Source organism: Streptomyces sp. NPDC048643 (assembly GCF_040650615.1).
Taxonomy (GTDB): Bacteria; Actinomycetota; Actinomycetes; order Streptomycetales; family Streptomycetaceae; genus Streptomyces.
Map to the genome: position 1 here is coordinate 251613 of NZ_JBEZHO010000005.1, position 25072 is coordinate 276684.

Genomic DNA, 25072 nt, shown 5'->3' on the forward strand with positions numbered 1-25072 from the left:
GGACGGGTGACGACGGAGCCGAGATGTTCGTCGGCGCCGGGCCCGATGCCCACGCGCCACGTGCGGTTCAGAAAAACGTCCGCCTCGTGCAACCCTCCAGCCGCCTCGGGAGTCTTGCGTGCGCGTACTTGGCCTGATCATGTCGGAAACTGCTTTCGGGTGGTCGAGTCCATCGCCTTCTGGTCCGAATCACCCTCTCTGGAGTAGCTCGTGCGTAAACGCACCCTGCTGATGTCCGCAACCCTCCTCGCCTCGGGCCTGACCCCGCTCGCCATGGCGAGCGCCGAGGCGACCGCCGGCACCCCGGGTGACGTGAACAAGGACGGCTACCGAGACATCGTCGTCTCCGCCCCCGACGCCACGGTGGCGGGCCACAGCAAGGCCGGAGCCGTCGTCGTGCTCTACGGCACCTCGCACGGAGTCGACCCCTCCAGACGCACCGTGCTGACCCAGAACTCCACCGGCGTTCCGGGGGCAGCCGAGGCCGGCGACCGCTTCGGCGCCGCCGTCGCCGTGTCCGACCTCAACCACGACGGCTACAGCGACCTGGTCGTGGGCGCCCCCGGCGAGGAGGTGTACGGAGACGTCGGAGGCGGCTCGGTCACGGTCGTCTACGGCACCGCCTCCGGCCTGACGAAGGCGAAGACGGTCGAGGACCCCTGGCCGACCTCGCACGACGCGTACGGACGGACGGTCGCCGTGGGCACCTACGACGGCCTCAATCCCGTCAACGACGGCAAGCTGTCCATCGCCGTCGGCGCCAACGACGCCGAGGTCACCTACGTGCCCGCCGATCTGTCACACCAGTCGGGCACCTCGGGGAACGGGTTCGACTTCAACCCGGCCCACGGAATCGTGGCCCTCACCCCGGTCGACGTGCCCGGCACCGACGACGACCGTCTGATCGTCCACGGCCGGGGCGTGTCGGACGGCGGCCGGGGCTACGACGGGACCGGCGACGACCCGTCCACCCAGTTCGCCGACCCGGCCGGCTTCGACGACGCGCCCCTGCCCGCGGGGACCTCCTCCGCCGTGGGGGACCTGAACGGCAACGGAACTCCCGACATCGTCATCGGCAACCCCGAGGACCCCTCGCAGAGCCCGGGCACAGCGCTCGGTGGCCAGGTCACGATCTACTTCGACGCCGGATACTCGGGCTCCTCGAACCGCGTCCAGACGATCACGCAGGACACCGCCGGGGTGCCCGGTTCCGGCGAGGCCAAGGACCGCTTCGGCGCCTCGCTGGCGATCGGCGACACCGACAAGGACGGCCGCTCGGACCTCGTGATCGGCACCCCGGGCGAGAACAGCGGCAGCGGTGGCGTCACCGTCGTACGCGGCACCACGGGAACACTGGACACCGCTCACGCCCGTACCTGGACGCAGAGCACCTCCGGTGTACCGGGCAGCTCGGAGACGGGCGACGGGTTCGGCACGGGCGTGCGGGTCGTCGACCTCGACAAGGACGGCTACGCGGATCTCGTCGTCGGCGCTCCGGGCGAGAACGGCGGCTCGGGCGCCGTCTGGTCGCTGCGCGGATCCGCCTCGTCCGTCACCGCGACAGGCGCGATCAGTTTCGCGACCGGCGGCGTCGGCCTCGGCTCGGCCGGCGCCACCCACTTCGGCAGCGTGGTGACCGGCCCATGACGTCGTACCGCCCCGTCCCGTCCGTCCCCCGACCCGGAGCGTCCATGTCCTCCCGCACCAGCCTCCGCACCCCGAACACCTTCACCTCCCGCATCCTGGCCTCCGCCATCGCCGTCACCACGTCCGCGACACTGACCGTCGTCGTACTGCCCGGCACGGCCACGGCGGCCGCACCCTACCGAGGCGCCAACACCGCCGCCGTCCAGGACGACTTCAACGGCGACGGCTACCGCGACGTGGCCGTCGGCGCGCCCGGAGCCGCCAACGGCTCCGTCGACGAGGCGGGCGCGGTCGTGGTGCTGTACGGCTCCGCGAGCGGGGTGTCGGCCTCCCACCGCACGGTCATCACCCAGGCCACCTCCGGCATCCCGGGCGCGGCGGAGGAGTGGGACCAGTTCGGTACGACCGTCGCCTCCGCGGACCTGGACCGTGACGGCTACGCCGACCTGCTGGTCGGCACCCCCGACGAGGCCGTGGGCACCATGGGGGGCGTCGGCTCGCTCACCGTGGTGTGGGGCAGCTCGGCCGGCCTCAAGAGCGCGGCGAACATCTCACCGCCGACCGGTCTGGACGAAGGGTGCGGCTTCGCGGCCGGGCTGGCCGTCGGAGACGTCACGGGAGACGGAGCGCCGGACATCGGTGTCACGGGCAACTGCGGCGCCACCACCTACACGGGCCCGTTCACCCGCTCCGGTGTCCCGGCCGAGAGAAGGTTCGTGAACGACTACGGGACCAACCGCGGTGTCGTCATGGGCGACGTCGACGGCGACGGGAGGGCCGAACGCTTCTGGCTGCCCGGCCCGACCGACGGCGACGAGGGCGGGCCCGTCCACGCCGAGGGTCACGACGGCTCCTCCACGGAACTGCCGCTCGCCGACGGCCTGTCCGGCCAGATCGGCGACATCGACGGTGACGGGTACGGAGACCTGGTGACCGGCGTGCCGTACGACGCGTCACTGACCTCCGCGCCCGTCCCCACCCACCGCGGCGGGGAGATCCAGGTCCTCTACGGCAGCGCTCACGGCATCTCACCCGACCAGAAGCCGCAGATCGTCCACCAGGACACCGGCGGTGTACCCGGGAGCGGCGAGAACGGCGACCAGTTCGGATGGTCGCTCAGCATCGGCGACACCAACGGCGACAAGTACGCCGACGTCCTGGTCGGCGCTCCCTGGGAGGCGCTGGGCTCCAGCACGGGGGCGGGGCAGGCGACCCTGCTGCGGGGCTCGGCCGCGGGTCTCACCACGGCCGGCTCGCGCGCCTACTCGCAGACGACCGGCGGCATAGCCGGAACGGCCGAGGCCGGAGACCGTTTCGGCGCCTCGACCCACCTGGTGGACGTCACGAAGGACGGCAGGGCGGAAATCGTCGTGGGCGTCCCCGGCGAGAACTCCGACGGACTGCTGTGGACGGCCCGGGGCTCCGCCGCCGGACCCGCCACCAGGGGATCGACGACGATCAGCGGAACCGCAGCGGGCCTCAAGCGCCGCTACGCCGAGATCGACTTCGGCGCGGCACTCCCCGGCGCGCACTCCACGGTCTGACGGAGCGGTCGCCGTCCATCGGGGGCTGAAGGTACCGGCCCGGGACTGCCGCGCTTCGACGCAAGCGGGCAGGCCCGGGCCGCAGAGGGCTTTCCACCGGGCCGAGTGGGGAAGGGTCCGACCGTGACCAGCTCCGAGCACCGACCGCTCGCAGTCGATGACCGCGGAACCGCGTTGCTGTCCTTCTCGCCGGGAGCGGAGACGGCACCGCCGAACGACGCACCCGTAGCGGCCGCTCTGGTCGCCCTCTGGCACGACGACCGGATCCTGCTGGTCTTCGACCGGTACCGCCAGTCCTGGGAACTTCCCGGCGGAGGCGTCGAAGAAGGGGAGTCCCTGCGGCAGGCGGCAGTTCGTGAGCTGCTGGAGGAGAGCGGACAGGAACCCGACGGAGCGCTGCGGTTCATCGGGTTCGCGAAGTTCGTGGTGGCGCCCGACCGGCGAACCGAGTACCTGGCCCTGTTCGCGGGCCGCTGTACCGCGGTTCGTGACTACCTGGCCACCGACGAGATCGCGGCGATCCACTGGTGGGATCGGATCGAGCCTCTTCCAGGCCGCGTTCAGACGCTGGACCTGTATCTCGCCGATCTGACCCGCTGGTCGAGCGGATGGGGCGAATGCCTCGGGGTTCCCGAGAGAACCCGCCTCACTCAGGCCGCTGCTTCGTCGAGCGGGATCTCCAGCCGGGCGGTCACCGTGGTCAGGGCTGCTCCGAGGGGCAGTGCGACCCGGGCGAGGGCGTGCGGATCGCCTCGAGTCGGGTCCCGGTTGATGATCAGCACCGGCTTTCCCTCCTGGGCGGCCTGGCGGACGAACCGTAGGCCGGACATCACCGTCAGCGAAGAGCCCAGAACCAGCAGCGAGGTCGCCTCGCGGACCAGCCGGCGGCAGTCCTCGACGCGGAGCGGGGGGACGGACTCGCCGAAGAACACCACGTCCGGCTTGAGAAGGCCGCCGCAGACCGTGCACGGCACGACGTGGAAGTCGCCGACCTGCTCGTCCGTGAGGTCGGCGTCACCGTCCGGGTTGATCGTGGCGGCCAACGGCTCGAAGCCCGGGTTGGCCTCCTCCAGCCGGCGGGCGAGTTCGCGACGCGGGCTCACGTCGTGGCAGGACAGGCACACGACCCTGTCCAGACCTCCGTGGAGTTCCACGACGCCCTCGCTGCCGGCGGCCTGGTGCAGACCGTCGACGTTCTGGGTGATCAGACCCGAGAGCAGTCCGTGTCGCTCGAACGCGGCGACGGCGCGGTGTCCGTCGTTCGGGCGGGCGCGGCCGAAGGTTCGCCAGCCGAGGTGACTGCGCGCCCAGTACCGTCGTCGGGCCTGGGGGCTCCCGGCGAATTCCTGGTAGGTCATCGGGGTGTGCCGGCTCAGGCTCCCGTGCTCGCCGCGGTAGTCCGGGATGCCGGACTCCGTGGAGATGCCCGCCCCGCTGAGCACCAGCACCCCGCCGGTGCTCAGGGCGTCGGTCACCGGCCGCAGATCCGTGGTGCCGGGCGGCAGGTCCTCGGTGGGTGTCCAGCTCAGTGTGGGGCGCATGCGCATGATGCCAGGGTACGGACCCGGCGCCCTGGTCCGCGGAACAGTGCCGACACCGCTGCCGGACGTGCTCGGACCCGCCCCGGGTGAGTGACCCGACGGCATCAGGACCTCATCACAGCAGCAGGGAACGGGCGTGGCTCAGGAAGCCGGTCAGGGCCAGTTCGAAGGCCGCGTCGGCGCGGCCCCCGCCCATCGCCGCCAGGGCCGCCGCCAGGTGCGGCGTCGCCGTTTCGTCGGTCAGCTCCCACATCATCTCCGGCGCGGCCATGTCGAGGGCCGACCCGAGCACGACGTTCTCCAGGCCGATGATCACCGGCATCACGTCCGGCAGGGAGAAACCGGCGTCCAGCAGGAGACCGGCCGCCAGGTCGTACTGCTCCAGGACGCGCGGCGCTCGTACCGGCGACGTGGTGAGCAGGGGAATCGCCTTCGGGTGGGAGGCAAAGGCCGCCCGGTAGGAACGAGCCCAGTCCGCCATCCGCCGGTCCCACGGCTGTGCCTCGGCGGTCAGCGGAGCCGGGTCGATCGCGACGGCCACCCGCTCGCGCAGCAGCTCCACGATGCCGTCCCGGCCGTCCACGTGGTGATACACCGATCCCGTCTGGACACCGAGCCGTCGGGCGATCTTCGGAACACTGAAGTCGCCCTCGGCGTCCACGAGTTCGAGCGCGGTCGTGGTGATCCGCTCTCTGTCCAGCAGCGGCTTGCTCGGCCGTCCCATCGCGCTCTCCCGAAAATGTGGTCTTCCCGAATGCCCAGAGGGAGGCTACATTGCCGAAACCGAAAGCCTTTAGATTTAGCTTCCGGGCCCGGGACCGATGCCCTCGGGACCCCGTCTCCCCGCCGCCAGAAGGGCTTCCTTCCGCATGCCCGCAACCTCACCGCAGACACAGCCCCACACCGACCGCGGCGTCGGCGCCGCACCCACCCTGCGCGCCGGCACCCTGGGTACCGCCGACATCGCCTTCTTCGTCGTGTCCGCCGCCGCGCCGCTCACCGTCATGGCGGGAGTCGCGCCGTTCGCCATCGCGCTGGGCGGCATCGGCGCGCCGGTCGGCTATCTCGTCGCCGGCGTGACGCTCGCCGTGTTCGCCGTCGGTTTCACCACGATGAGCCGCCACGTCCGCAGCGCCGGGGCGTTCTACGCCTTCATCACCCGAGGCCTCGGCCGCTCCGTGGGCATCGGAGCCGCTCTGCTCGCCATGGTCGGCTACAACGGCATGGAGATCGGGGTCTACGGGCTCCTCGGCACGTCGACGCAGGACACCCTGCATGCTCTGTTCGGCGTCGACATCCCCTGGCTGCCGGTCTCCCTCGCCGGGCTCGTCCTCATCTGGTACGGCGGCTTCCGGTCCATCGACTTCGGAGCCAAACTCCTCGGCGTCCTGCTCTGCGCCGAGACGGGCATCCTCGTCCTGCTGGCGGCCGGCGTCCTGCTCAAGGGCGGCGCACAAGGCCTGTCCGTGGCCTCCTTCGCCCCTCACAACGTGTTCGTGCCCGGCACCGCCGCCGTGCTCGCCTTCGCGTTCGCCGCCTTCACCGGGTTCGAGTCGACCGTCATCTACCGCCGGGAGGCCCGCGACCCCGGGCGCACGGTGCGCCGCGCGACGTACATCGCGGTCGCCTTCCTCGGGCTGTTCTACGCGTTCATCGTCTGGACCGTGATCCAGGCCTTCGGCGACGCCGGGGTCGTGGCCGCTGCGGGCAGCGACCCGGCCGGACTGTTCTTCTCGGCCATCAGCGCCTTCGTCGGGGGCTGGGCGGCCGACCTGATGCACATCCTCATCGTGACCAGCGTCCTCGCCTCGCTCCTGGCCTTCCACAACGCGATCAACCGCTACGGTCTCGCGCTCGCGGAGGAAGGCGTGGTGCCGAAGGCCTTCGGCCGCGTCCACGCCCGGCACCGGTCGCCGTACGTCGCCGGCCTCGCGCAGACGGTACTGGGCGCGGTCGTCGTCCTCGCCTTCTGGGCCGCGGGCGCCGACCCCTACGCCCAGCTCCTGCTGTGGGTCAACACCCCCGGAATGGTCGGCCTCATGCTGCTCCAGCTCCTCGCCGCGATCGCCGTTCCGTTCTACTTCCGCCGCATCACCCACCAGGAGGGTGTGCTGCGCACGGTCGTCGCCCCGGTCGTGGCCACCGTGCTCCTCGGCGTGGCGATCGTGCTCGTCTGTACCCACCTCGACCTGTTCACCGGAGCGTCCTCGCTGGTCAACACGATCCTCGCGTCCGTCGCCCCCGCGGTCTTCGTCCTCGGCCTGGCGCTCGGTCGACGACTGCGGCGCAACAAGCCCGAGGTCTTCGAACGCTTCGCGGCGGAGCCGGCCGACGACACGGACGCCGACCACGCCGGAGCCGTACGGGCCTGACCCGACGCTTCGCCTTGCCCACCTCAGACACACCCGAACGGAGCTCCCTCGTGTCCGAAGCCGACCTGCTGCTCACCGGCGCCCACGTCCGTACCCTCGACCCCGCGCTACCGGAGGCGACGGCCGTGGCCGTCCGGAGCGGTCTGATCGCGGCCGTCGGAGACACCGAGGACCTCGTCCGCGAGTGGAGCGGTCCGGGAACGGAGCGCGTCGACCTCACCGGAGCCACCCTCGTCCCCGGCCTGGTCGACGCGCACAGCCACCCGGTGTGGGGGCTCGAGATGGCGACCGGCACCGACCTGTCGGGCGTGCGCACGCTCGACGAACTCCGGGGGGCCCTGCGCGACGCCCCACGGGTCGACGGCTGGGTCGTCGCCTGGGGGCTCGATCACAACGTGTTCGCGGGCCGGCGGATCGACCGCGCCCTCGTCGAGGACGAACTCGGCGGGGCGCCCGCCTTCATCCGCTTCTACGACGGGCACTCGGCTCTGGCCAGCGCCACCGCGCTGAAGGCCGCGGGGGTCACGGGGCCGCGCACGTTCGCCCAGCGCGCGGAGATCGTCTGCGACGCGGACGGCCGTCCCACCGGTCACCTGGTCGAGCACGCCGCCATGGACCTCATGCTCGACGCCGTCCCCAGGCCCTCCTTCGGCGAGCGCCGCACCGGACTGCTCGCCCTCCTGTCGCGGATGGCGGCCACCGGACTGACCGGCGCGCACGTCATGGACCTGGGGCACGGCGACGTACCGCAACTCCTCGCATCGGTGGAGGACGAGGCGGTGCTGCCCCTGCGGCTGCGCCTCGCACCCTGGTGCATGCCGGGCACGGACCAGGACGGTCTGGACGAGCTGATCGCCCTCCAGCGCGAGGCCGGACGGCACTGGCGGGTCGGAGGGGTCAAGTTCTTCATGGACGGCACCGTCGAGGGCGGCACCGCGTGGCTGGAGCACGCCGACTGCCACGGGCAGGGCACGGACGCCTTCTGGCCCGACCCCCAGGCCTACTCCGACGCCGTGCGCCACCTGCACGACGCCGGCGTCGGAACCGCCACCCACGCCATCGGCGACGCGGCCGTGCGGCACGTCCTGGACACGGTCGAGTCCCTCGGCGCGGGCGGTGCCGGCAGGCACCGGATCGAGCACATCGAGACGGTGCCCGACGACACGATCCCGCGCTTCGCGGCTCTCGGCGTCGCCGCGTCGATGCAGCCGCCCCACACGGCGTACACCCGAAGTGACCATGCGGACGAGTGGTCCAGGCGCCTCGGCTCCGACCGGGCGTCCCGCGCGTGGCGCATCCGCGACCTGCGCGACGCCGGCGCGGTGCTCGCGCTCGGTTCGGACTGGCCGATCGCGCACTACGACGTCCGCCGGGTCCTGTCCATGGCGCAGGCGCCCGAGGGCGCCGCGGGTTCCCGGCAGGGACTCACCGGACTGATGGCCCTGGAAGGCTGCACCTCCCACGCGGCACGCGCCGCCGGAGAGGACGCCGGACGGATCGCACCGGGTCTGCGGGCGGACCTCACGGCCCTCGGCGTGGACCCCGCCTGTGCTCCCGCGGACGAGACCGCCGAAGCGCCGGTCCGCCTCACCACCGTCGGTGGTCACATCACGCACCGCGGGGACTGAGTACATCCTCGTCGGCGGGGTCAGTGGACCTGGGCCAAGACACCGACGAGCGTCGTGAGGTCGTCTGCCGTGACGGTCAGTGACCGGTGGGCTGCCCCAGCAACGAGGTGTCGGACCAGGCGATGCGGAGCATGTCAGGGGCGCCGTTGAGCCGAGCCGGGACACCGCCGGGAGCCGGCACCGCCGCCTTCTCGACGCAGGTGCCACCGAGGGCCCGGTAGAACCGCTGGGCGGCGGTGTTCTGCTCCAACACCCACAGGTACATGGATGCGCCGGTGGCCCGCTCGGTGACGGCCGCGGCCGCCCGGGTGAGGAGCGCGGCGCCCATGCCGGTGCGCTGACGGCCGTGGACGACGTGCAGGTTGTCGACGAGGCTTCCCCATCGCTCGTCGGCGTCGAACACGACGTGCACGAATCCCGCCAGTTCGCTGTCGTACTCGGCGACGACCGTCACGTTGTCGCCGGGTACGGCGAGCCGTGACGACCAGACGGAACGGCGGTCGGCGACGACATCCCCGTCCAGGAACGAGTCGGCGTAGGCACCGCGGTAGTGCCTGCGCCAACTGTCGGCATGCAGCGACGCCACCTTCGCGGCGTCGTCGGCACCCCCCGTACGGAACCGCAGCGACGTCATGCCACCCTCCCCGTTTCACGATGCACGGCTACGCGGTCCGGAACACGCACGCCCGCCCTTCGACCTCGGCCCGCCACCCGCCGTCCGCGCGGCTTCCGACACGGAGTGGCCGTCGCCGCGCTCGCACGAGGCGTGGCCGCGAAGTGCGCGGGGTCAGTCGCAGGACAGCAGACCCGCTTTCTGCTTTGCGTTCAGGACGCGATGAACGCTCTGGTCCACCTGCTCGCGGAAGGTCGCGCTCTGGGTCATGCGACTCTGCACGGCCTTGGTCATGGCCGGGATCAGGTTCGGTTCGACCGTGAGGACGACGTCGCCGCCGGCCGACAGGAACTTGACCGCCCGGTCGCCCGGGGACACGGACTTCACCGCCACCGCGTTCCCGAGATCGTCCGATATGACCACGCCCTTGAAGCCCAGATCCTTGCGGAGCAGTCCCTGGATCACCGTCGAGGAGAACGCGGCCCGGTTCTTCGAGTCGATCTTGCTGTACGTGGCGGAGGAGATCATGACGAACGGTGCCCCGGCCTTGATCCCGGAGTCGAAGGTGGTGATGCTCGCGCTGTTCTTCGTCGTGACACCGTCGACGACGTCGGCCGTCGTGTCGGTGTTGCCCCGTACGTATCCCAGTCCCGGGAAGTGCTTGAGCGTGGGCAACACCCCGGACTGGGTGGAGCCCTCCAGGAACGCGTCACTGTGCGGGGCGACCGTCGCGGCGGTGTGGCCGAACTCGCGGTCGAACCGACCGATCGGGGCGTTGTCCCTGCCCAGGCTCTGAGGCACCACGTCCGCGACGGGGGCGAGGTTCAGGTTCACACCGGCGGCCTTGAGCTCCTTGGCCCAGACCGCGGCTTCACCACGCAACTTCGACGTGGTCCACGTTCCCTGCGTGAGGGCGCTCGGGATGGTCGAGAACCCGGGGCCGGACAGCACCTGCACCTGCCCGCCTTCCTGGTCGGTCGAGACCAGGAGGCCCACACGGTGTCCTGCCGCGGTGTCCGCCTTCGCCTGCAGACCGTCGACGACGGTCTTGGTCGCCTTCGTCCCGGCCGTGCTCCGGCCGGCCAGGAACACCGAGCCGACGTGGTACTGGTGCATGAGCGCGATCCGCTTGCTGTCGGGCGCGGACGGCGTGACCGATCCCATGAAGAGCTGACCGACCCGCTGCGGAGCCGACATCGCCTTGAAGGTCGTGTCGGCGCAGGTGTTCGCCGCGACCGTGGGGGTCTTTCCCGACGGGTCGATGATGGCGGCCTGCGAGATCTGTACGCCTGCCGCTCCCGCCAACGCGAGCGCAAGGGTCAGCGAGGTCGCGAGCCGGACACGACGCTTGGCGGGGGAGCGGTGGGCCGGCGACTGGTGGGATGCCATGAATACTCCGACGGTGCCTGCTGCGGGCCGCTCGGACGTCGAGCGGATAGTCAGATGCCATGCTCATCGTATCAACGTGGGAATGTGCCGCCAGTGCGCGAAAAGGCAGTGACCTGCGGCGCACGGCGGCGCGCTGGACCGCCACCGCCCGCGGTCAGGGGGTGCGGAGTGAGGCGCTCCCCGCGTGGCCGAAGGGGAGGTTGTCCCAGGGGAGTTGCCCGACCTCCGGGTCGGCGTGCCGGCCGCCGGAATCGCGAACCGGAGCGGGTTCGACGACGGGAGGGGCCTCGCCGACGCGGACCATCCAGCGGACCAGCGCCTCGCCCAGGCCGTCCGCGATCTCCCGGTGCGAGGCGAGACCCGCGAGGTTGTCCAACTCGTGGGGGTCGGCCCGCAGGTCGTACAGCTCGGTCTCGACGTAGCGCGCGGCGCCGGAGTCCTCCCAGGCGTCACCGTCGGGTGCCGCCACCGCGTACTTCCACCGGTCCGTCCGCACCGCGCGGCCCACGTGGGACTCGCTGATCTGGACGAAGACCTCCTCCGGCCGGCCGGGGTCCTCTCCGCCGCCGACCAGAGGGAGGAAGGAACGGCCCTGCACACCCTCCGGCACGGGGAGCCCGGCGGCCTCCACGAGCGTGGGCATCAGGTCCGCCGTGCTCACGGGACGGCGGATCAGTCCGCCGCCGGTGAATCCCGGGCCGGTCAGCGCGAGGGGGACGCGTACCGACGCGTCGTGGGCGGAGCGCTTGTACTCGTCGTTGCGGGTGCGGAAGTGCGAGCCGTGGTCCGCGGTCCACGCCAGGACGGTCGAATCGGCCAGGTCGAGGCTGCGCAGGGTGTCCCGCAGTCGGCCGACCCCCTCGTCCACCCGCTTGATCTGCCCCAGGTAGCCGCCCATGTGCCGGTGCGGGCCACCCTGCGGCGCGGCGGCCGCGAGCGCGGCGAGGTCGGCGGGCATCCAACGCCCCTCGTAGCGCTCGCGATAGCCCTCCGGCGCCGGATAGTCGTCGGTGGCGTTCTGATGGTGGGGCTCCAGCAGGGACAGGAAGAGGAAGAACGGCCGGTCGTGATGGTCCGCCACGAAGCGGATGGCCGCGTCGATCAATGCGTCCGAACGGAAGCCGACCAGGCGCACCGCCTCACCGTCCCCGTCGTACAGCACGGTGCGGTAGGCGTCGGAGGTGTACTCCAACAGGTCGCTGGCCAGCCAGCGTTGGTAGCCGCCCCGCCGCCCGGGCGACACGGGACCGGCCCCCGAGGCGCCGGCGGCCAGGTGCCACTTGCCGATGTAGCCGGTGGTGTAGCCGGCCTCGCCGAACACCTCGGCGATGGTGGGGATCTTGGTCGGCAGCGGGATGCCGTTGCGGAACACCCCGGTCGCGGTCGGGTAGCGGCCGGTCTGCAGCGAGGCCCGGGCCGGCGCGCACACCGGCTGCGGTGTGAGGGCCTGCTCCACATGTGTGCCCGTACGCGCGATCCGGTCGAACTCGGGTGTGACGTCGGCCGGGTTGCCGTGGACACCGGTGGTGTCCCACCGTTGTTGGTCCGTCAGAACGACGATGACGTTGGGCGGTTGACTGGACAACGGTGAGTCAGCCCTTTCGAGGGAACGGGGGAGTGCGCAGCATCAGGGACGGCCGTGACCGCGGGCATCCTCGCCCCGCCTCCACCGCCCCGCGCGGGTCCCGACGGCGAGAGTGCGCCCCGGGGAGAGTTTCAGCTCTGGTCGGCGCCCAGGTTCCGGCGCGTGCCGATCCGGTGGCCGAAGAAGTCGCGGGTCACCCCGTCGCCGGTGACCGTACCCTCGCCACGCGCCGGTGAGCCCGGGCGGAGCATGGTGTCGCGCGCCTCGGCCGGATGCGCCGAGCGCAGCAGCGGGTCGGCGTCGATGGCGCTCGTGTCCAGCGACTGTGCGGTACGCCAGTACAGGTTGTGGCGGAAGGTGCTCGACGTGTCCGCGATCGGCGAACCACCGTTCGGCGCCCCGACGAACACGTTGTCGCGGAACGTCACGCCCGTCCTGCCGTCGTTGGACACCAGGGCGGTGTCCGCCCGGTCGGTGACGATCGTGTTCCGGTAGATCTGAGTGTCGGTGGTCGAAGCACACGCTGCCGAGATGACGCCGTACGGCGCCATCGTGTTGTGGTCGTCGATGCTCACGTTGTCGTGGAACCGGCTTCCCCGCGTGGTCATCCCCGCGCCGTTGCACACCAGCAGGAAGCCACCCTCGTTGTCGTGGCTGTAGTTGTACTGGTACACGTTGCGGTTGTTGCCGCCGTCGAAGTCGAAGGCCATCGAGTCGAACGTGCCGTGGCCGCCGCTGACCTCGTTGTACTGGTAGAGCACATCATCCGAGTTCCAGGCCCATACGCCCGCGTTGTAGCCCGACGAACGCATGTTGAATCCGTCGACGCGGTTGTGTTCGACGCGCGCGCCCTTCGCGGTCTGCACCACGATGCCGTCGCCGCCGACGTCCTGAACCGTGTTGCGCCGCACGGCGACACCCGTCTGCGGCTCCCAACTCGTTCCGGGTCCGCTCGGATGCTCGGGACGCCGCCCCCACGTGGACGCGGTGGCGATGCCGGTGCGGTCGACATGCCGCACCGTCGAGTCCTCGACGGTGACGGAGTCGAACCGGGTGGGCACGGACGAGCCGAGCACGGTGAAGAGGATGCCCCCGCTGGGATCCGGGTCCTTGAAGTCCGCGCCGTTGACGTCGTGGACGTCCACCTCGTCGACCACGAAATGACGGGCCACTCCGTAGTCGGTCAGCTGGACCAGTATCCCGGCACGCCGTTCCGTCGTCGTAGGAGCACCCGAGTTGGAGATGTCCAGATTGCGGATCTCCCACTGTTCGGTGTCGACCAGCCGAACCGCCGCGCGTGCGCCTCCGCCCTCGATGCGCGGCTTGGCCCCCAGGCCGTACGCGTCGATCCGCACCGGCGCGCCCGCCGCCCCGGATCCGGCAGGAGCCAGGACGCCCGCGCAACTGCCGCCGCGCCTGAGCAGAAGCCGGTCACCGGCTCCGTACACGTGCTCACTGGCCTTCGCCAGCGACCTCCAGGCCGCGGTGGGGCCGGCGCCGGAGGCCCGGTCGTCTCCCCCTTGGCAGTCGACGTAGTACGAGGTTCCCAACGGTGCGCCGTGCGCCGACGCCGCGCCTGCCGGAAGGAGGGCGGCGGACACGGACACGGCGACAGCGGTGGTGAGGACGACCGAGCGGCTCAGGCTCTTGGACACGTATCGGCTCCGAACGGGCTGGCTGATGCGGACGCCGTCGACACTACGAAGCGATCCGGACCGGGCTCCATGGACAAACATCCCGTGTGCTTGGACAGTTGCCGCGCTTCCGTCACCTCAATGGGCCAAGTCCCGTCCGAACGGCGAATTCCTGGGGTGTCGGGCCCTCCCTGGAGTTGTGATCGCGTCGTGGAAAAGGAGTGGGCGTGATCGCGGTCGGGCTGTTAGCTTTCCGTCGACCGCGGCACCGTCCCGAGGAGGTGAGACCCATGAACGCTGTATCCACGTGGGTGCTTCCCCTCTCGTCACGGTCGGGCGATTGACACAGGTGTCGCCGGGAGCGCCTCGACAACTAGGCACTCCCGAAAGGCACCACACATGCACCCTCCGCAGTTCACCGCCGAGTCGTCGTCGAACGGCGTGCTCGAGCGCGACTTCACCGTGGGCGACGTCCCCGGCGTCCTCTGGTCGCCTGCCGCGGACGCGGCCGAGCGCGCGCCCCTGATCCTCATGGCTCACGGCGGCGGCAACCACAAGAGGCATCCGGCGATGTCCGGCCGCGCTCAGCGCGTCGTGGCCGGCTGCGGCTTCCACGTCGCCGTCATCGACGCGCCAGGTCACGGCGACCGGCCGCGCACGGCACACGACGAGGCGGAGATCGCCGAGTTGTTCCGGGCGAGGGCGGCCGGCGAGCCGGAAGGCCCGATCGTCGTGCGCTACAACGAACACCTCGCCCGGCTCGCCGTGCCCGAATACCAGGCAACCTTGGATGCACTCCAAGAACTTCCGGAGATCGGGGCCGACGGCCCGGTCGGTTTCTGGGGCCTCAACATGGGCACCGCGATCGGTGTGCCGTTGGTGGCGATCGAACCCAGGATCACCGCCGCCGTCTTCGGTCAGCACTGGCCCGACGTCCTGGCCGAGAAGGCGAAGCGGATCACCATCCCGATCGAGTTCGACCTGCAGTGGGACGACGAACACATCACGCGCGAGGAGGGTCTCGCGCTGTTCGACGCCTTCGCCTCGAAGGAGAAGTCGCTGCACGTGAACGCGGGCAGGCACAAGGAGCTGCCCCGGTTCGAGGCGGACAGCGCGGTCCGCTTCTTCGACCGGCACTTCGGCGGAGCAGGCACCGTCGCGGCCTGACCTGACCTGACCTGAACGGCCGCGGCGCCCAGCCAACCAGCCGGGCGCCGCGACCGCGTGGCCAGAGCATGAACGCACCGACCCGCGGGCTCGGCTACAGCACATGGTCAGGGGACACGCGGCTCGTCGTCGAATTCCGCCACCGAAGCGGTGGCGGCGGGGAGTTTGCGGTACGCGGCCCGGGCGTGGGCGAGGCGGGCCAGCGTTGTCCCGATGAGGGCGGCGGACAGCAGGCAGGCGAGCCAGAAGGTGTCGCGGTGCCCGATCCAGCTGAAGGTGCCCGCGGGCGGTACGGCGAAGCCGTTGAGGAACAGCCAGCACAGCACGGCCGTTCCGGGCGCCGCGGTGAAGCTGGCCGGAAAGCCGAGGACGACGGCGAACAGGGACAGCGCGGTGAGGGCGAGCCCGGGCCGATCCGGTCCCACGGTGGTGTTGAGGAAGGCCACCAGAACCAGCGCGCCGACGAAGGCCGTTGCCCACACCAGCGACGTGGACGCGGGCCGGGGAACGGGTCGGCTGCCGTTGCTGAGGGACACCCACTCGATCATGGGTCACGTCTCCTTCCGGTCCGTGCCGGCGCCAAGGGGAGGGAAACGCCGGTGGGTTCGACTGCTGCGACGGGTGGCCCCCCGAGGGCGGATTGTTCCACTGGCGGTCCAAGGGGGCCGCGGGGGGCGGCCCCGGTGCTCGGTATGGTGACACCCAGTGGTTCGCAAAGGAACAGTCAAATGAGACAGACGGACAGGAGGGCAGCTGTGGGCGCTGCGCGCATGAGCAGTACGCCGTTGCCGGGGATCGGGGTCCGCTACGACCTGAGCACACGAGAGCAGCGACGCCTGTCGGTCGTCGCGCACCGGGACGGCTCGCGGACGTTGAGCGCGTATCGCCAGGACGACCCGGATGCCTGCGCACTGTCGGTGCGGCTGTCCTCCGGAGAGGCGGAGGTGCTCATCGGCGCGTTGATGCCCGCGCACCACAGCCCGAACCTGCTGTCGACGACCGAGCTGGGACTGGTGGCGGAACGGACCGAACTGTCCGCCACCTCGTACTGGAACGGACGGTTGCTCGGTGAGACACGCATGCGGACGGACACCGGTGTGTCGATCGTGGCGGTGTTGCGCCGGGCAGAGGCCATCCCCTCACCCGGGCCGGACTTCCGACTGGCCGGCGGGGACACGCTGATCGTCATCGGCACACGCGAGGGCGTCGAGGCTGCCAACGTGATCCTCGGACGGGAGTGACCCGCGATGCACTCCTCCGCCACCTTCCTGATCGAGTTCGGTGCGATCATCCTCGGCCTCGGACTGCTGGGCCGGTTCGCCGGCCGCTTCCAGTTCTCACCCATCCCCTTGTATCTGCTCGCCGGGCTGGCCTTCGGGCAGGGCGGCATCCTGCCGCTCGGCACCAGCGAGGAGTTCGTGGCGATCGGCGCCGAGATCGGCGTGATCCTGCTGCTCCTCATGCTGGGCCTGGAGTACACGGCCAGCGACCTGGTGTCCAACCTCAAGACCCAGTACGCGGCCGGGCTGGTCGACGCGGCGCTCAACGCCCTGCCCGGGGCCGCGATGGCCCTGCTGCTGGGCTGGGGCCCGGTGGCGGCGGTGGTCCTGGCCGGGGTGACCTGGATCTCCTCCTCCGGAGTCATCGCCAAAGTCCTCGGTGACCTCGGTCGGCTGGGCAACCGGGAGACGCCGGTGATCCTCAGCATCCTGGTCCTGGAAGACCTTTCCATGGCCGTCTACCTGCCGATCGTCACCGCCCTGCTGGCCGGCACGACGCTGGCGGCCGGCAGCGTCACGCTGGCGATCGCGCTCGGTGTGGCCGGCCTGGTGCTGCTGATCGCAGTGCGCTACGGCCGGCACATCTCGCGCTTCGTCTCCAGCGACGATCCGGAGAAGCTGCTGCTGGTGGTCCTCGGCCTGACCCTGCTGGTCGCCGGGCTCGCGCAGGAGCTCCAGGTGTCGGCCGCCGTGGGAGCCTTCCTGGTCGGCATCGCCCTCTCCGGCGAAGTGGCCGAAGGCGCGCACAATCTGCTGGCACCGCTGCGGGACCTGTTCGCCGCGGTGTTCTTCGTGTTCTTCGGTCTGCACACCGACCCGTCGAGCATTCCGCCGGTGTTCCTTCCCGCGCTCGCCCTCGCCGCCGTCACCGCGGCGACGAAGATCGCCACCGGCTACTGGGCCGCTAGGCGCGCCGGCGTCTCGGTCAAGGGGCGGTGGCGCGCGGGCGGCACGCTCGTCGCGCGGGGCGAGTTCTCCATCGTGATCGCCGGACTCGCGGTCACCGCGGGGATCGAGCCTTCGCTGGGACCGCTGGCCACGGCGTACGTGCTGATCCTGGTGATCCTCGGCCCGCTCACCGCCCGCTACACGGAGCCCGTGGCACGCCTGGTGGGCAGCCTGCGCAAGCCCTCTCCCGCAGCCCTCGTCGCGTCGGACGCGTCGGACGCGTCGGCCGGGGAGCAGGAGGACGCGATGGACGGAGAGGACGCGGTGGACGAGCAGGACACGGTCGGCCGCGTGTGACCCAGGACGGATCGGCACGCGACGAGGAAGGCCGCGCCGACCGGCATTGAACTGCGGCGGGAGAACCGGGCTCCACGGTCGGGGCACGCGGGTCCGGACACGCGCCGGTCAGTCACACACGTGTGCTCGGAAGCATGCTTCAAGGCTCTTTCCTGGTAGACGTGACCAGTACGGCGGGGGAGCGACGCAGCGAAGAGAACGAGGAACGATGGCATCCCGAACACACAGCGTGGGCGTCCTTGTGTTCGACGGAATGAAGATGCTGGACCTGTCCGGGCCGGCGGAGGTCTTCAGTGAAGCCAACCGGTACGGCGCCCAGTACCGGCTGAGCATCGTCTCCGCGGGCGGAACGCCGGTGCGCTCCTCCATCGGCATGAGCGTTCCCGTCGACGTGGAGGCCGCGGTCGCGGACCCCTTCGACACGCTGCTCGTGGTGGGTGGCGACCTTTTGCCGGCCACTCCTGTCGACCCTGAGCTGTCCGCCACAGCCAGAGCCCTGGCGGACAGGGCGGAACGCGTCGCGTCGGTCTGCACCGGGGCCTTCGTCCTGGGCGCCGCGGGACTGCTGGAGGGCAAGCGGGCGACCACGCACTGGCAGCACACCGCCGCGCTGGCCCGTAGCTGCCCGCAGACGACGGTGGAGCCGGACGCGATCTTCGTCAGGGACGGCAGCACCTACACCTCCGCGGGTGTCACCGCGGGTATCGACCTCGCCCTCGCCCTGGTTGAGCAGGACCACGGACCGGACCTGTCCCGCAAGATCGCCCGTTCGCTGGTGGTGTACATGCAGCGAGCCGGCGGACAGTCCCAGTTCTCCGCGTCGCTCCAGGGCCCGGCACCCCGAACTCCCGTGCTGCGGATGATCCAGGACGCGGTCCAGGCCGATCCGACAGCCGATCACGGACTGGAGTCCCTCGCGGCGCGGGTCCGAGTGAGCCCACGGCACCTGACCCGGATGTTCCGCGCCGAACTCGACACGACACCCATGAAATACGTGGAACTGATCCGGTTCGACAGGGCGAAGGCCCTCCTCGATGCCGGACACAACGCGACGGAGGCGGCCTCGCTCTCGGGCTTCCCCAGCTACGAGAGCCTGCGGCGCGCCTTCGCACGTCATCTCGGGCTTTCCCCCACCCAGTACCAGCACCGCTTCGCCACCACGACACCGACCTCGCGCGCACCCAACGCGAGGTGAGCCGGCCGCCTGGGCCGTGACCGTTTTCGAGGGCTTGTCGGCCATCTGGTTGCGGACGCGGCGGCCCCGCTCGGCGGAAGCTGGGGACAGGAACCCCACCCCGCCCAGGGAAGGCAGCCATGACCGAGTACATCGCCGACGTCGCGATCCCCGACAGCAAGCTCGCGCAGGACGCCACCGAGCTCATCCGTGACACGACCCCGGCCCTGATCTTCCACCACTCCCGCCGGGTCTACCTTTTCGGCAGTCTCCAGGCGGCCGCACTGGGGCTCAGCCCCGACCCGGAGCTGCTGTACGTGGCGGCGCTGTTCCACGACACGGGCCTGGTGGCGCCCTACCGCAGCGACGATCAGCGCTTCGAGATGGACGGTGCCGACCAGGCGCGGGCGTTCCTGCTGGCCCACGGTCTGTCCGAGAGCGACGCGGACACCGTCTGGACGGCCGTCGCCCTGCACACCACACCGGAGGTGCCCTACAAGATGGCGCCCGAGATCGCGGCGACCACGGCGGGTGTCGAGACGGACGTACTGGGCCTGCGCCTGGCCAACATCACGCGGGCGCAGATCGACGCCGTCACGGCTGTCCACCCGAGGCCGGACTTCAAGCGGCAGATCCTCGAGGCGTTCACCGACGGCTTCAGGCATCGACCCGACACCACCTTCGGCACGGTGAACGCGGACGTTCTCGAGCACTTCGTCCCGGGCTTTCGGCGTACCGACTTCGTCGACGTCATCGAGAACTCAGCCTGGCCGGAGTGACCGTACGCAGATCCCCCGCAGTGTCCCTGGCGCGCCACACGGAAAGACATGACCTTCATGATCGAGACCATCTCCGGAGTGGAGATTCCTCAGACGGCGGCAATTGATGCTGCCACCGAATTCATTCGGGAGACGACGAACCCGCTCATCTTCCATCACTCCCGCCGCGTCTTTCTCTTCGGTTCTCTGCACGCGCGCAGGCTCGGCCTCCGGCCCGATCCCGAGCTGCTGTACGTCTCCGCCATGTTCCACGACGCCGGACTGCTGTCCCCGTACTCCGACAAGGAGCAGCGCTTCGAGCTCGACGGCGCCGACCATGCCCGCGGGTTCCTGCTCGACCACGGGTTCCCGCAGAGCGCCGCCGAGGTGGCCTGGATGGCGGTCGCGCTGCACACGACGCCGGGGATTCCCGGTCGCCTGGGCGCGGAGATCGCAGCCACGAACTACGGTGTACTGACCGACGCCGTCGGATGGGGCCTGGCGGAACTGGACGACGGTCAGGCCGACGAAATCGTCGCCGCCCATCCGCGCGGAGAATTCAAGAGAGATTTCCTGCAGGAATTCGTCGACGGTCTGAGGAATCGTCCGGACACCACGTACGGGACCGTCAACGCAGACGTGCTGGAACATTTCATCCCAGGATTTCGGCGTACCAGCATGGTCGAGCGCATCACCGACGCGCCGTGGCCGAGCTGACGCGAACGAAGGAGGTTATGACATGCAGGCCATCACCGCCGGGGACCGCGACGCCGGCGTCAAGGGGCTCACCTTGACGGACCTCCCCCATCCCCACATGGCGGAGAACGACGTCATCGTGCGGGTCCACGCCGCGGGGTTCACCCGTGGTGAACTCGACTGGCCCGCGACGTGGACCGATCGCGCGGGCCACGACCGCACGCCGAGCGTGCCCGGCCACGAGGTCTCAGGAGTCGTGGCGGAACTCGGCTACGGCACGACCGGTCTCACGGTCGGCCAACGGGTCTTCGGACTGACCGACTGGACACGCGACGGTTCGCTCGCCGAGTACGTCGCCGTGGAGGCCCGCAATCTCGCCCCGCTGCCCGCGGACGTCAGCCACACCGTGGCGGCCGCGCTGCCGGTCTCGGGACTGACCGCCTGGCAGGGCCTCTTCGATCACGCGCAGATCAGGACCGGCCAGACCGTCCTCGTCCACGGCGCCGCCGGGGCTGTCGGTTCGATGGCGGTGCAGCTCGCCAGGGAGGCCGGAGCCCGGGTGATCGGAACCGGCCGGGCCGCCGACCGGGAGACGGCTCTGGGGCTGGGCGCGCATGCCTTCCTGGACCTCGAGAACGACCGGCTGGAGGACGCGGGAGACGTCGACGTCGTGTTCGACGTGATCGGCGGTGACGTCCTCGACCGCTCGGCGGCGCTCGTGCGCCCCGGCGGCACGCTCGTGACGATCGCCCGGCCGCCCACCGTTCGGCCCAAGGACGGACGAGCACTCTTCTTCGTCGTCGAACCCGACCGCGCGCGCCTCACGCACCTCGTACGGCGGGTCAGTGACGGACACCTCGACGTCCGGGTCGCGGAGGTGCGCCCCCTCGGCGAGGCCGCCGCGGCCTTCGTACCCGATCGTCGCGTCTCCGGCAGAACGATCATTCAGGTGGCCGAGGAGCGGTGATCACTCTTCCATTCGTACGGGGCATTCAGGTGATTTCGGTTCGATCAAGGATTTAGGCCTCCTTAGTATCTGTCTCCGTGACAGATGGAAAGAGTTGTCGGCAACCGGACGACCACGCGACCGATGTGCTCGTCCTCGGGGCCGGGCCGGCCGGGCTCGTGCTCGGCAACATCCTTGTGGACCAGGGCATCGACTGCGTCGTCCTGGAGCGGGCCGAGCGCGCGCACGTGCAGACACGGGCCCGTGCCGGATTCCTGGCCGCCAACACCGTACGGATCCTGGAGCGGCACGGTCTTGCCGAAGGACTGCACCGGCACGGGCAGACCCACAACACCTGCGAGTTCCGTACCGAGGACGGCCGGTTCCGGCTGGACTACAGCGGGCTCGGCCAGGGCGAGCGCCACACCGTCTACCCCCAACAGGACCTGGTGACCGACCTGTTGACGCGGTTCCTCGAACGCGGCGGACAGATCCGCTTCGGCACCGAGGCCGTGGCCGTGCGCGGCGCCGACACCGAGCGGCCCGAGGTGTCCGTGCGCGAGGCCGACGGGCGGCCCGGCCTGTGGCGGGCGCGGTACGTGGCCGGCTGCGACGGACGACACGGCGCGGCCCGGCGCTCGCTGCCGGCCGGAACGGTTCGCCACCACCGCGATCACGGCGTGACCTGGCTCGGTCTGCTCGCCGAGGCGCCGCCCAGCCTCGACGCCGTCGGATACGCGGTGCACGAGCACGGGTTCGCCGGGCACATGGCCCGCACCAGCGACGTCACCCGCTACTACCTCCAGTGCGAACGCGGCATCCCGGCCGACGCATGGTCGGACGACCGGATCTGGGGCGAGCTGGACCTGCGGATGCGGGCGGGCGAGTACGGCCCGCTGCGCCGCGGGCCCATCGTGCAACGGGCCGTCATCGACCTGGAGTCCGACGTGCTCGAACCGCTCCGGCACGGCGCCCTGTTCCTCGTGGGCGACGCCGCCGGCCTGATCAGCCCCTCCGCCGCGAAGGGCGCCAACCTCGCCGTCCTCGAAGCGGCGATCCTGGCCCCGGCCCTGATCGAAAACCTCACGGCCGGGAACTCCGAGGGACTCGACGCCTACTCGGCGCGATGTCTGACGCACATCTGGCGTGCGCAGGAGTTCTCCCACTGGATGATCGGGCTGCTGCACGGCCCCTCCGGCGCGGACGGCGAATCCCGGTTCCACAACTCCCTGCGCCGCTCCCGCCTCACCTCGCTGCGCACCTCGCGCAGCCATCAGGACTGGTTCGCCGAGCACTACGTCGGCGTCTAGGCCGCCGCCCTCACGCTCCGCACCCGCGTACACCCGTACGCACACAACCGAACCCCGGAATGAGGATCCTCCCGCAATGATCACGGCATTGTCGGGCGACACGTCCCGCCTGCGCGCGACGGTCGACTTCGTCAAGGAACAGGACACCGCCACCCTGCTCCCGCTCCTGCTCCCCGGGCTCGACGGCCCGGAGCTGCGGACCCTGGCCGAGCGCTGCGACTTCTCGCACGCGGCACTCCTCGTCTTCCCGCCCGACGCGGCGGCGCTGGACGCCCTCCTCGCCGACTGCGGGCTCGTCGCGGACACGTCGCCGAGGCCGAGCGTCGTCGTCCGCGAACGCCTGGCCGCACGGCACAAGAGGTCCGCGGCGCACCTCGACGTCGGCATTCTGCGACCCGCGGTGGAGTGCCGGGACGGGGCGCGGCGCATGGTCGAGGTGTTCGCGCTGACGGTGCCGCCGGGCTCCGACCTCGACACCCTCGCCACGCACGAGCGGGAGCAGCAGCACGAGGCGCATGTCGCCTTCGAGGTCGAGGCACCGGACCCGTTGGTGCTGCGCGGCCTGTGCGCGACCTTCGGACGGTACGGCGCCACCCCTGGCGGTGGCGGCTACAACCCCCACGAGAACGGGACGGTGTTCTACTTCACCGCGCCCGCCGAGGCCAAGGCCGGCTACCGGCGCGTGGAAGTGTACGTCCCCGGCGATCACCGGGACATCCTCGCCGCCCACCTCGACGAACACCGCAAGGGGCAGCCCGCCGAGGCACTGCTGCGCCTGCTGACCGGGGCGTGGACGACCCAGGCCCTCGCCGCGTTCGCACAGCTGGAGGTGGCCGACGCGATGCACGAGGAGCGTGCCGTCGGAGTGGCGCAACTGGCGCAGGACGTCGGAGCCTTCGCGCCCAACCTGACCACCCTGCTGCGCTACCTCACCATGCTCGGCGTGGTGAGCGAAGGCCGCGACGGCTTCCGGCTCACGGACACCGGCAGGCTGCTGCGTGCGGACGCCGAAGGGTCGATGCGGCCGCTGGCGCTGATGTACGGAGGACCGTTCTACGAGTCCTTCGCAGGGCTCGGGCACACCGTGTGCACCGGGCAGGTCGCCTTCGAGGAACGCTTCGGCGAGAACCACTTCGACCACTTCGCCCGCGATCCCGAACTCGCCGAACTCTTCGACCGGTCGATGGCCGCCGGTTCACGCATGTTCGACCCGCTGCCCGCCCACCCCGTCCTCGCCGACGCTCCCGACGGGGCGACCGTGGTCGACATCGCCGGCGGCAATGGCGAACTGCTCGGCCGAATCCTTTCCGCGCACCCCCACCTGCGCGGCCTCCTGCTGGAACGCCCGCACACCGTCGAGACCGCCCGCCGCCTTCTCGGCGAGGCCGGCCATGCGGCGCGGTGCACCTTCCGAGCGGGCGACTTCGCGGACGTCCCGGCGGGCGGCGACGTCTACGTCCTGTCCCGCGTCCTGCACGACTGGGACGACGACCGCTGCCTCGACATCCTGCGCCACTGCGCCCGCGCGATGCCCGACACCGCCGATCTGCTCGTCGTCGAACGCGTCCTGCCCACCGACGGCTCGGTCTCGCTGGCCACCGCCTGGGACCTGCACATGATGTGCAACGTCGGCGGCCGCGAACGACGCGCCGACCACTACGCCCAACTGTTCGCCGAAGCGGGCCTCACCCTGGTGAGCCAGGCACCCCTGCCCCTGGACGGCAGCGTTCTGCACGCCCGCAGAACCGGCACGGCGAACACCGCACCCACGACCTAGGAGTCCCCGGCACACGGAGGGTGCTGCCGCAGGCGATGCGAGGCCCGGCGCAGGCTGTATGCCTGGGCCGGGCACCGCAGTTGTGGATCGCCACGCTCGCCGCCACCGGGCTCACGAACCGCCAGATCAGCCAGCGCCTCTACCTCTCCCACCGCACCATCGGCTCGCACCTCTACCGGATCTTCCCCGAACTCGGCATCACCACCAGAACACAACTCGCCGACGCCCTCAGCTCCTTGGAGGCCCCTGGCCTGAACACCTGCGACTCCATCAGATCGGCTTCCGCCAGGGCGTGTTGAGCACGAGACCAGGTTCCTCTGAGTACGGGTACTCAAGGCACGGGAGGTCCTGGACGGCGAAGGTGGGTGCATACCAAGTGACTGGAGATCATCGTGAACGTGCCCCGCACGAACCGACCCGCCATCCTCCTCCGCGCCGGAAGGCTTCCCGTCGTTGTCGCCGCTGCCCTTGCGGCCGCGGCCGCTGCCACGGTCCTCACCGGATGCGCCGACTTCGGGTACCAGGAGAACATCTGCGGCAACGGCGAGTACCCCGCCCTGTCGGTGGGCGGCACCGGGTCGGCCTGCTTCTCGGACAAGGAAGAGCCTTCGGCGGGATATACGCGGTATCCCGCGGGCAAGGTGCCGCAGCAGGTCGACGACAAGTGGGACGTGTACTGGCGTACCCACACCCTCGACAAGGACGGAAACATCGTCGCTGCGCCTGACGCGGGCTGAAACGGGAGGTCCGCGTCTGTGTGGGCGGA

Annotated in this window: 21 protein-coding genes and 2 pseudogenes; 16 read left to right on the top strand and 7 right to left on the bottom strand. The window is 70.7% G+C overall.

Features of this window, described 5'->3' with window-relative positions; all coding sequences use genetic code 11:
• Positions 1 to 210 precede the first annotated feature (210 nt).
• The 3 genes and pseudogenes from AB0C62_RS07745 to AB0C62_RS07755 all read left to right on the top strand — a co-directional run.
• Entirely contained in the window at positions 211 to 1647 is a 1437-nt protein-coding gene (locus AB0C62_RS07745) for a hypothetical protein (protein WP_362970578.1), read from the top strand.
• Positions 1648 to 1691: 44 nt separating this feature from the next.
• On the top strand, positions 1692 to 3191 hold the full coding sequence (locus tag AB0C62_RS07750) for a hypothetical protein (RefSeq protein ID WP_362970580.1): 1500 nt from the start codon (positions 1692 to 1694) through the stop codon (positions 3189 to 3191).
• A 123-nt stretch (positions 3192 to 3314) separates the two neighbouring features.
• A pseudogene (locus AB0C62_RS07755) lies at positions 3315 to 3722 on the top strand (NUDIX hydrolase); the annotation flags it as partial.
• Between the two features lie 119 nt (positions 3723 to 3841).
• Here the strand turns inward: AB0C62_RS07755 and AB0C62_RS07760 are convergent.
• Together AB0C62_RS07760 and AB0C62_RS07765 are read right to left on the bottom strand one after the other, a co-directional pair.
• Positions 3842 to 4738 (bottom strand): NAD-dependent protein deacetylase, encoded by an 897-nt coding sequence (locus AB0C62_RS07760; protein WP_362970582.1) that lies wholly within the window; start codon positions 4736 to 4738, stop codon positions 3842 to 3844.
• Positions 4739 to 4847: 109 nt separating this feature from the next.
• Complete coding sequence (locus tag AB0C62_RS07765) at positions 4848 to 5456, bottom strand: TetR/AcrR family transcriptional regulator C-terminal domain-containing protein (RefSeq protein ID WP_362970584.1); 609 nt, start codon at positions 5454 to 5456, stop codon at positions 4848 to 4850.
• Positions 5457 to 5601: 145 nt separating this feature from the next.
• Here AB0C62_RS07765 and AB0C62_RS07770 point away from each other — a divergent pair, with 145 nt between their 5' ends.
• Positions 5602 to 7104, top strand: a complete 1503-nt coding sequence (locus AB0C62_RS07770) for an APC family permease (protein ID WP_362970586.1) — start codon at positions 5602 to 5604, stop codon at positions 7102 to 7104.
• Positions 7105 to 7154: 50 nt separating this feature from the next.
• A complete protein-coding gene (locus tag AB0C62_RS07775; RefSeq protein ID WP_362970588.1) occupies positions 7155 to 8732 on the top strand; it encodes an amidohydrolase in 1578 nt (525 codons plus the stop codon).
• A 76-nt stretch (positions 8733 to 8808) separates the two neighbouring features.
• Here the strand turns inward: AB0C62_RS07775 and AB0C62_RS07780 are convergent, their stop codons facing one another.
• From AB0C62_RS07780 to AB0C62_RS07795, 4 genes are all read right to left on the bottom strand, one after another.
• On the bottom strand, positions 8809 to 9366 hold the full coding sequence (locus AB0C62_RS07780; protein WP_362970590.1) for a GNAT family N-acetyltransferase: 558 nt from the start codon (positions 9364 to 9366) through the stop codon (positions 8809 to 8811).
• 153 nt (positions 9367 to 9519) lie between these two features.
• Positions 9520 to 10734: a glycoside hydrolase family 3 N-terminal domain-containing protein gene (locus AB0C62_RS07785; RefSeq protein WP_362970592.1), complete on the bottom strand. Its 1215-nt coding sequence runs from the start codon at positions 10732 to 10734 to the stop codon at positions 9520 to 9522.
• Between the two features lie 154 nt (positions 10735 to 10888).
• A complete protein-coding gene (locus tag AB0C62_RS07790; RefSeq protein ID WP_362970594.1) occupies positions 10889 to 12319 on the bottom strand; it encodes a sulfatase-like hydrolase/transferase in 1431 nt (476 codons plus the stop codon).
• A 131-nt stretch (positions 12320 to 12450) separates the two neighbouring features.
• On the bottom strand, positions 12451 to 13974 hold the full coding sequence (locus AB0C62_RS07795) for a right-handed parallel beta-helix repeat-containing protein (RefSeq protein WP_362970596.1): 1524 nt from the start codon (positions 13972 to 13974) through the stop codon (positions 12451 to 12453).
• Between the two features lie 378 nt (positions 13975 to 14352).
• On the opposite strand from AB0C62_RS07795, the gene AB0C62_RS07800 reads away from it, so the two are divergent.
• Positions 14353 to 15120, top strand: coding sequence for an alpha/beta hydrolase (locus tag AB0C62_RS07800; protein ID WP_362970598.1), 768 nt, complete (start codon positions 14353 to 14355; stop codon positions 15118 to 15120).
• Between the two features lie 107 nt (positions 15121 to 15227).
• On the opposite strand, the gene AB0C62_RS07805 is transcribed toward AB0C62_RS07800, so the two are convergent.
• The gene (locus AB0C62_RS07805; RefSeq protein ID WP_362970600.1) at positions 15228 to 15668 is read right to left on the bottom strand and encodes a hypothetical protein; all 441 of its coding nucleotides are present in this window, start codon (positions 15666 to 15668) and stop codon (positions 15228 to 15230) included.
• Positions 15669 to 15890: 222 nt separating this feature from the next.
• On the opposite strand from AB0C62_RS07805, the gene AB0C62_RS07810 reads away from it, so the two are divergent.
• The 10 genes and pseudogenes from AB0C62_RS07810 to AB0C62_RS07855 all read left to right on the top strand — a co-directional run bounded on the left by AB0C62_RS07810 (position 15891) and on the right by AB0C62_RS07855 (position 25043).
• A complete protein-coding gene (locus AB0C62_RS07810; RefSeq protein WP_362970602.1) occupies positions 15891 to 16361 on the top strand; it encodes a TrkA C-terminal domain-containing protein in 471 nt (156 codons plus the stop codon).
• 6 nt (positions 16362 to 16367) lie between these two features.
• Positions 16368 to 17645, top strand: coding sequence for a cation:proton antiporter (locus AB0C62_RS07815; RefSeq protein WP_362970604.1), 1278 nt, complete (start codon positions 16368 to 16370; stop codon positions 17643 to 17645).
• Between the two features lie 208 nt (positions 17646 to 17853).
• On the top strand, positions 17854 to 18840 hold the full coding sequence (locus AB0C62_RS07820) for a GlxA family transcriptional regulator (protein WP_362970606.1): 987 nt from the start codon (positions 17854 to 17856) through the stop codon (positions 18838 to 18840).
• Between the two features lie 119 nt (positions 18841 to 18959).
• Positions 18960 to 19598: an HD domain-containing protein gene (locus AB0C62_RS07825; RefSeq protein ID WP_362970608.1), complete on the top strand. Its 639-nt coding sequence runs from the start codon at positions 18960 to 18962 to the stop codon at positions 19596 to 19598.
• A 57-nt stretch (positions 19599 to 19655) separates the two neighbouring features.
• Positions 19656 to 20294: an HD domain-containing protein gene (locus AB0C62_RS07830; protein ID WP_362970678.1), complete on the top strand. Its 639-nt coding sequence runs from the start codon at positions 19656 to 19658 to the stop codon at positions 20292 to 20294.
• A gap of 22 nt (positions 20295 to 20316) precedes the next feature.
• Complete coding sequence (locus AB0C62_RS07835; protein WP_362970610.1) at positions 20317 to 21240, top strand: NADP-dependent oxidoreductase; 924 nt, start codon at positions 20317 to 20319, stop codon at positions 21238 to 21240.
• Positions 21241 to 21365: 125 nt separating this feature from the next.
• Positions 21366 to 22529: a 4-hydroxybenzoate 3-monooxygenase gene (locus tag AB0C62_RS07840; protein ID WP_362970680.1), complete on the top strand. Its 1164-nt coding sequence runs from the start codon at positions 21366 to 21368 to the stop codon at positions 22527 to 22529.
• Positions 22530 to 22605: 76 nt separating this feature from the next.
• Complete coding sequence (locus AB0C62_RS07845) at positions 22606 to 24306, top strand: methyltransferase (protein ID WP_362970612.1); 1701 nt, start codon at positions 22606 to 22608, stop codon at positions 24304 to 24306.
• A gap of 86 nt (positions 24307 to 24392) precedes the next feature.
• A pseudogene (locus AB0C62_RS07850) lies at positions 24393 to 24605 on the top strand (helix-turn-helix transcriptional regulator); the annotation flags it as partial.
• A gap of 99 nt (positions 24606 to 24704) precedes the next feature.
• Positions 24705 to 25043, top strand: a complete 339-nt coding sequence (locus AB0C62_RS07855) for a hypothetical protein (RefSeq protein WP_362970614.1) — start codon at positions 24705 to 24707, stop codon at positions 25041 to 25043.
• Positions 25044 to 25072: the final 29 nt, after the last annotated feature.